This window comes from Pseudoalteromonas sp. BSi20495, from assembly GCF_000241185.1.
In the GTDB taxonomy this organism is placed as follows: Bacteria; Pseudomonadota; Gammaproteobacteria; order Enterobacterales; family Alteromonadaceae; genus Pseudoalteromonas; species Pseudoalteromonas fuliginea.
This window is the reverse complement of record NZ_BADY01000095.1, coordinates 106,881-113,962: the sequence shown is the minus strand read 5'-3', so window position 1 is coordinate 113,962 and position 7,082 is coordinate 106,881. Positions and strand designations below refer to the sequence as shown.

At 37.8% G+C, this 7,082-nt stretch carries 7 protein-coding genes; 5 read left to right on the top strand and 2 right to left on the bottom strand.

Features of this window, described 5'->3' with window-relative positions:
- Window positions 1–15: 15 nt before the first annotated feature.
- Window positions 16–411, bottom strand: coding sequence for a hypothetical protein (locus P20495_RS07035; RefSeq protein ID WP_008137244.1), 396 nt, complete (start codon window positions 409–411; stop codon window positions 16–18).
- 176 nt (window positions 412–587) lie between these two features.
- Window positions 588–755 (bottom strand): hypothetical protein, encoded by a 168-nt coding sequence (locus P20495_RS22125; protein WP_158308536.1) that lies wholly within the window; start codon window positions 753–755, stop codon window positions 588–590.
- Window positions 756–962: 207 nt separating this feature from the next.
- Here P20495_RS22125 and P20495_RS07040 point away from each other — a divergent pair, with 207 nt between their 5' ends.
- The 5 genes from P20495_RS07040 (at window position 963) to P20495_RS07060 (ending at window position 7,059) form a co-directional block, all read left to right on the top strand.
- Window positions 963–1,919: a phosphotransferase gene (locus P20495_RS07040; RefSeq protein WP_008137242.1), complete on the top strand. Its 957-nt coding sequence runs from the start codon at window positions 963–965 to the stop codon at window positions 1,917–1,919.
- 146 nt (window positions 1,920–2,065) lie between these two features.
- A complete protein-coding gene (upp, locus tag P20495_RS07045; RefSeq protein ID WP_007378878.1) occupies window positions 2,066–2,695 on the top strand; it encodes a uracil phosphoribosyltransferase in 630 nt (209 codons plus the stop codon).
- A gap of 9 nt (window positions 2,696–2,704) precedes the next feature.
- Window positions 2,705–3,943 (top strand): uracil-xanthine permease family protein, encoded by a 1,239-nt coding sequence (locus P20495_RS07050; RefSeq protein WP_007378877.1) that lies wholly within the window; start codon window positions 2,705–2,707, stop codon window positions 3,941–3,943.
- A gap of 145 nt (window positions 3,944–4,088) precedes the next feature.
- Window positions 4,089–5,834, top strand: a complete 1,746-nt coding sequence (locus P20495_RS07055; RefSeq protein WP_008137239.1) for an HAD-IIB family hydrolase — start codon at window positions 4,089–4,091, stop codon at window positions 5,832–5,834.
- Window positions 5,827–7,059, top strand: coding sequence for a hypothetical protein (locus P20495_RS07060; protein ID WP_008137237.1), 1,233 nt, complete (start codon window positions 5,827–5,829; stop codon window positions 7,057–7,059). Before P20495_RS07055 ends, P20495_RS07060 begins: the two co-directional genes overlap by 8 nt.
- The last annotated feature ends 23 nt before the right edge of the window (window positions 7,060–7,082 follow it).

Sequence of the window (7,082 nt, the reverse complement as noted above, 5' to 3'; positions counted from 1 at the left end):
CTATAGGTACAGATGTTAATCTTTAGGAATAGTTTCTTCGAAGTCATCAATGTACATAATAACGGGCGCAACTAATATACAAGTAAGGAAAAGTACAAATAATGAATAAGTTATCATTTCATAAACTGAATAACCACCAGCATAAAAATCAAAAACAGTCTCTAAAATTATTAGTAATGGATAAGCAATAGCCGTTATTTTCCATATTATAGAATTCAAAATTTTTATTTTAAATGCATAACCAAAACTACCTAGAAGGATAAAAAAATCGAAAAGAAACAACCCACACATTATGAGGTTAGATTTTTCATTCCCTTCAATTACAGGCATTTTGAGATTGTTATTAATGCTGTATATTGTTAATAAAAGAGATAAAACAAAAATCAGCTTCCACAAAAGTCTATCTTTCATGATTTAATACCAGTATCCATAAGGAATTTTTTCTGGGTTTTCAGGCAGTTTTTTCCAATCAATAGAGTTACTAAAATACTTTCTTTTGAAGTTTCTTCTTTTCGCACCGAAAGGAGCTGATTTAATCAGGATTTCAATAAGAGCTTGACTTTCTTCTGAAGTATAACCTTGAACAGTTATTGTCCTTTTGAGAGAGGGTAGAATTGCTTTATATAGCTCGTTTGCTTCTTTCTGATCTTGAAAAAAACTTTATAGAGAAAATGTACACCGGAACCTACTTTGCTCAAACGTCCAAAAATTAAAGCTTTATTCATAGAAGAAGTTTTTTGAATTAATTCTTTCATACACCAGGATATCCTTATCATTTTTTCATTGTAGTTCATACTGATATTAGTGTCTATATTTTTATACCTGTTGTTCCTAGTTAATATTTTTCTTGAGATGTTTATTCATTTATATAATTAATATGGGAGTCATTATATTCCTAGGGCTATATTTAAGGTAAGGGCCTGCGTTAAACTAAGAAAAACAGTCGAGTAGTTATTTTTACCATGGCATTTTACATTCCTTTATTACAACCTCATTTTAAGCACATTGAAATTGGCGATACGCTAACATCCCTTTGGAGTGGCTGTGGCAGTATTGTGCAGTGCCAGCTTGATGATGAGGCATGTGTTATTAAAGCGATTAAAATACCTAGCTATATAAACCATCCAAAAATTAAACAAAGCGAATTTGCACTTAAAAGAAAGCAGCATTCCTATAGCGTTGAATACACTTTTTATAAGCTTTATAGCCAGCATTTACCAGTACATGCGCAAAGTATTGAATGTATAAGCGCAATTAATAAAGATGATGAATACGCGCTGGTGTTTAAAGACTTTACCAAGCATGGGTTTACTCAAGCGAAAAGCGAACATATAAAAGCTATATTAAAGTGGCTTGCGCACTTTCATGCATTTAACCTAAACAAACCTGTTGACGGCTTGTGGCGGCAAGGCAATTATTGGCATTTAAGTACGCGGCCAGATGAGTTTAATAAATTAAAAACAAGCGCGAATGAAAAGTCCGATATTAAAAATTTTGCACATAAAATAGATGAGGAACTACAAAGTTGTGCGTATAAAACACTGATTCATGGCGATGCAAAACTTGCTAACTTTGCAGCAAATGAGCGCGATAAAATACTCGGTTATGATTTTCAGTATATAGGTGCAGGTAGTGGGATAATTGATGTAATGTATCTTATGACCAGTTGCTTAAGTGATGCACAATTACACGAATGGGCTGAGGATTACCTTGTGTACTATTTTGATAATTTAAAGGCTGTTATTAATATTTATCACCCTACAGCACCAGCAGGTAAAATAGCTGACGATTGGCTCGTTTTATGGCCTGCGGCATGGGCTGACTTTTATCGGTTTTTAGTTGGCTGGAGTCCTGAACATCAAAAAATAAATAGCTATATGCTTAAGCAAGTAAATAACTGGTTAGCAGCTTATATTTAATAAACAGACTGTGTTAGCCACTTGCATAAATATCAAGCAAAGCAATAGATTTTTGCACAGCATATGAAAATCCCTTTAAAATTACAGGTCAAATGACCTTTTTTAATATAAAATACCGCTAATTATTGTCTCTGTAGGTTTTTATCATGGCTATTCACGTTATTACTCATCCTCTTGTTCAACATAAACTTGGTTTAATGCGCGCATATGGCATTAGCACTAAAAGCTTTCGTGAACTGTGCTCTGAAGTAGGCACATTATTAACCTACGAAGCTACTAAAAACCTTCCACTTGAAGATAATGAAATTACCAGTTGGGACGGCAATAAATTAAATGTGCAGCACATTAAAGGTAAAAAAATTACAGTAGTGCCTATTTTACGTGCAGGCCTTGGTATGATGGACGGTGTAATGCAATTACTACCAGCCGCTAAGGTTAGTGTTGTAGGTCTTCAACGTAACGAAGAAACGCTAGAGCCAATCCCTTATTTTGAAAAGTTAGTAGGTAATATTGACGAGCGTTTGAGCCTAGTAATTGACCCAATGCTTGCAACCGGTGGCTCAATGATTGCCACTATCGACATGCTTAAAAAAGCAGGCTGTAAAGAAATTAAAGTTATTATACTTGTAGCAGCACCTGAGGGCGTTGCAAAAACACTTGAGGCTCACCCAGACGTAGAAATATTTACTGCATCAGTAGACAGCCACCTGAACGAAAAAGGGTACATAGTGCCTGGTTTAGGTGATGCGGGCGACAAAATATTCGGTACAGTTTAGGAGTGTTCAGTGCAAAATAACGCCACATTTTCTATAAAAACCATTTTAACGGGTGCACAAATGCTGTTTGTAGCATTTGGTGCATTGGTGCTTGTGCCGCTATTAACAGGGCTCGATCCGAGTGTGGCATTGTTTACAGCAGGGTTTGGTACTTTGCTGTTTCAGATAGTGACTAAAGGTCAAGTGCCTATATTTTTAGCCTCTTCATTTGCTTTTATTGCACCTATTATTGCTGCCGTGCAAATGTGGGGTGTGCCCGCGACAATGGGGGGCTTAATGGCGGCAGGTTTTGCATATATGCTATTGAGCTTATTAGTAAAATTTAAAGGCGTAGCAACGCTTCATAAAATTTTACCACCTGTGGTTGTAGGCCCCGTAATTATGGTTATTGGTTTAGCCCTTGCACCTGTTGCTGTAAATATGGCGATGGGGAAAAGTGGCGACGGCAGTCTTCAAATTATTGATTACAATAACGCTATTTTTATTTCGATGTTTTCGTTATTAGTAACGCTTGTTTTTGCAGTATGGGGAAGGGGCGTATTTAAACTTATTCCTATTCTGGCAGGGGTTGTAGCGGGGTATGGCTTATCGCTTATTTTAGGTGTTGTGCAATTTGACGCAGTAAGTAATGCACAATGGTTCGCTGTGCCTAACTTCACATGGCCAGAATTTAAATGGCAAGCTATTTTGTTTATGGTGCCTGTGGCTATTGCGCCAGCCATTGAACACATTGGCGATATGATGGCGATTAGCCAAGTAACCAACAAAGACTTTTTGAAAAAGCCTGGCTTGCACCGTACTTTGTTTGGTGACGGCTTAGCTACATCAGCCGCGTCATTATTTGGTGGCCCGCCTAACACTACTTACTCAGAAGTAACGGGGGCAGTAATGCTTACCAAAAACTTTAATCCAAAAGTAATGATGTGGACGGCCATTATTGCTATTGCTTTAGCGTTTATCGCTAAAATGGGGGCTGGGCTGCAAACAATACCGGTACCTGTAATGGGCGGTATTATGATTCTACTTTTTGGTTCTATTGCCGTTGTTGGCCTAAATACACTGGTTAAGTCGGGAGATGATTTAACTGCGCCGCGCAACTTAAGCATTGTTGCCCTTATTTTAGTGTGCGGTATTGGAGGAATGCATGTTGGTGGTAGCCAATTTAGTTTGGAGGGCGTAAGTTTATGCGCCATCTTAGGTATCGTACTTAACTTAATATTACCTAAAGCAGAGCCTGTAGAGGCTTAATTTTGAACATTAACTAATTAGTTTGCACCATAATAGCGCATTTTAAATGCGCTATTTTTTTAACCTATTAAAAAATATACAAAAAAAATATTGGTCTAGTATCTGCATTTACTCCTTCAGAACGTATTGTATGCAAGGAGTTACTATGTCAGAGGCCAATATTGTGGATATAACCCCGTTTTTAGCAAAGCACCAACTGCCTTTAAAGTATCAATATTTGAGTGAGCAATACTTTGTTCCACTCGCGCATGACATCCTCGAATCTAAAAAAACAAATACTCCTATTTTTGTTGCCATAAATGGATGCCAAGGTTCAGGGAAAACAACACTCGCTGATTTTTTAGTTACGTGGTTTTCTAAAAACACATCCCTTTACAGTGTCGCATTATCTATTGACGATTTTTATTTAGCTAAGCAAGCGCGTAAACAACTTGCTGAGGATGTTCATCCACTATTTGCAACTCGTGGAGTACCAGGTACTCATGACACGGAGTTGATGAATAGCACTATTTCGCAGCTATTAGCAGGTGATATAAATGTGCCATTACCACGCTTTAATAAACACATTGATGATTGCGTTTCTCAAAATGAATGGTTAGCTAATTCAACGCCTGTCGATATTGTTATTTTAGAAGGATGGTGTGTAGGCAGTGAGCCGCAGCCATTATTTTCATTGAGTGAACCGCTTAATGAGTTGGAGCAGCTTCATGATAAGGAGGGCGTGTGGCGTCGTTGTATAAACAGTTGTTTAGCCAATGAGTATAAAGCAATTTTTAATAAAATTGATTACACCGTAATGCTTAAAGCGCCAAGCTTTAGTGATGTATTTACATGGAGACAAGAGCAAGAGCAAAAACTAATTGCTAAAGAAGGTGCAGGATCAGGCACAATGACTAATGCGCAGTTAGTGTGGTTTATTTCTCATTTTGAGCGTATTACACGCGAAAATTTAAATACTTTGAGCAGTAAAGCAAACGCACTGATTGAGCTTGATGCTAATCGCGATATAAGTGGGATGCATTTAATTAGCGATGACACCCTTCAGCCAATTATTTTTACCGATTTAGATGGCACTTTACTCGATCATAGCGATTACAACACCAGTAATGTGAGTGTGTTATTGCAACAGTTACAAAACGCACATATCCCAGTGGTGTTTAATACCAGTAAAACATTTTGCGAAGTGGTTGAAATTAAAAACGAATTAAACATCCAACAGCCTTTTATTGTTGAAAATGGCGCTGCAGTTTATATACCCGATCACTACTTTGAACTTAAACCGATTGGTTGTAAAAAAGTTGGCGCTTATTGGTGTTTTGCATTAGCTAAGCCTTTGTCGCGTTTATTAAGTGATTTAGAGTCGCTCGATTCTAAATACAAAGCGCATTATAAATTATTTAGTAACTTAACCGGTGAACAAATCTCTGAGTTAACAGGGTTGAGTGACGAACAAGCAAGGCGTGCGCAAACGCGAGACTACTCAGATCCACTTTATTGGTATGGCAATGATGACTTACTAAATACCTTTGTCGAAGATGTTAAAGCGCTTGGTTACGACATAAAAGTAGGAGGGCGCTTTATTCATATTGCCAAAAATACAGACAAAAGCGCTGCACAGCAGTGGTTAGTTAAGCAGTTTACCCATCACTTTAGAAAGCCTCTCACAGTCATAGCATTGGGCGATAGCGATAACGATAAGCAAATGTTAGAGCAAGCCAATATTGCCATTATTATTGCAAATCCGGCGAGCAAAAAACCGGTTAAATTGTCACATAACAAGGCACGCTATTCACAATCGCCAGCACCATTAGGTTGGATTGAAGAAATAACATCACTACCTTGTATTAACAGTATTTTAAGTATTACTGAGGAGCAAACATCTCATGGCTGATTTTTACCAAAATGGCGTAATTACTACATTACACAATATAGCTGACCGACCAATTGAAGAGCTAGAAAAAGAATTAATCGGGTTTAGTAAGCAGCGTCCAATGGGGCTTATATTACCATCGTTATTTAGCGAGTTAGAAGGCCCTGCGCTGCAAAATATAGTTAGCGAGTTGCGTGAAGTACCGTATTTATCGCAAATTACTATTGGCCTAGATAGAGCTGACGAAGCACAGTATCGCCATGCACTTGGTTTTTTTAAAGAGTTAAATCAAAACCACAAAGTACTTTGGAACGACGGCCCGCGCTTACAAGCTCTTGATAAAGAATTACAAGAGCTAGGCGTAGCGCCAAGAGAGCTTGGAAAAGGCCGAAATGTTTGGTACTGCATGGGTTATAAGCTAGCAACAGCAGAAGTAGAATCTATCGCGCTGCATGATTGCGATATTTTAACCTACGACAGAAGCCTACTTGCTCGCTTAATTTACCCCGTTGCGCATCCGCGTTTTAACTATGAATTTTGTAAAGGCTTTTACCCGCGTACAGCAAACGGAAAAATTAACGGCCGTGTATCACGCTTATTAGTAACGCCACTACTGCGTTCATTCAAAACTATATTAGGTAACCGCGACTATTTGGAATACATGGACTCATTTAGATACCCATTAGCAGGTGAGTTTTCGTTCAGGCGTGATGTATTAAACGACATTCGCATCCCAAGTGATTGGGGATTAGAAATTGGCGTACTAAGTGAAATGTATCGTAATTATTCACATAATCGTTTGTGCCAAGTAGATATCGCCGATAACTACGATCACAAACACCAAGCACTATCACTTGATGATCAAAGTGCTGGGTTATCTAAGATGTCGATTGATATAACCAAAGCTTTATTTAGAAAGCTAGCAACACAAGGCGTTACTTTTACCAGTGAAACTATTCGCTCACTCAAAGCAACGTATTACCGTATTGGTTTAGATTTCATAGAAACCTACCATAATGATGCAATAATGAATGGCTTAACGCTTGATGTGCATCAAGAAGAAAAAGCAGTAGAAATGTTTGCACAAAATATTATGAATGCAGGGCAACAATTTTTAGATAACCCAATGGAAGCGCCATTTGTACCAAGTTGGAACCGTGTTGTGTCAGCAATGCCAGATGTATTTGAGCGCTTAAAAGAAGCAGTGGAGTTAGATAACAAAGAATATAGCCAACCTAAAAAATAAATGTTCAGGTTAAGTAACTAAAA

Excerpts from the sequence above, each read along its gene's own strand:
- P20495_RS07035 (WP_008137244.1), bottom strand. The coding sequence starts at position 411 with ATGAAAGATAGACTTTTGTGGAAGCTGATTTTTGTTTTATCTCTTTTA.
- P20495_RS22125 (WP_158308536.1), bottom strand. The coding sequence starts at position 755 with ATGAAAGAATTAATTCAAAAAACTTCTTCTATGAATAAAGCTTTAATT.
- P20495_RS07040 (WP_008137242.1), top strand. The coding sequence starts at position 963 with ATGGCATTTTACATTCCTTTATTACAACCTCATTTTAAGCACATTGAA.
- upp (WP_007378878.1), top strand. The coding sequence starts at position 2,066 with ATGGCTATTCACGTTATTACTCATCCTCTTGTTCAACATAAACTTGGT.
- P20495_RS07055 (WP_008137239.1), top strand. The coding sequence starts at position 4,089 with ATGTCAGAGGCCAATATTGTGGATATAACCCCGTTTTTAGCAAAGCAC.
- P20495_RS07060 (WP_008137237.1), top strand. The coding sequence starts at position 5,827 with ATGGCTGATTTTTACCAAAATGGCGTAATTACTACATTACACAATATA.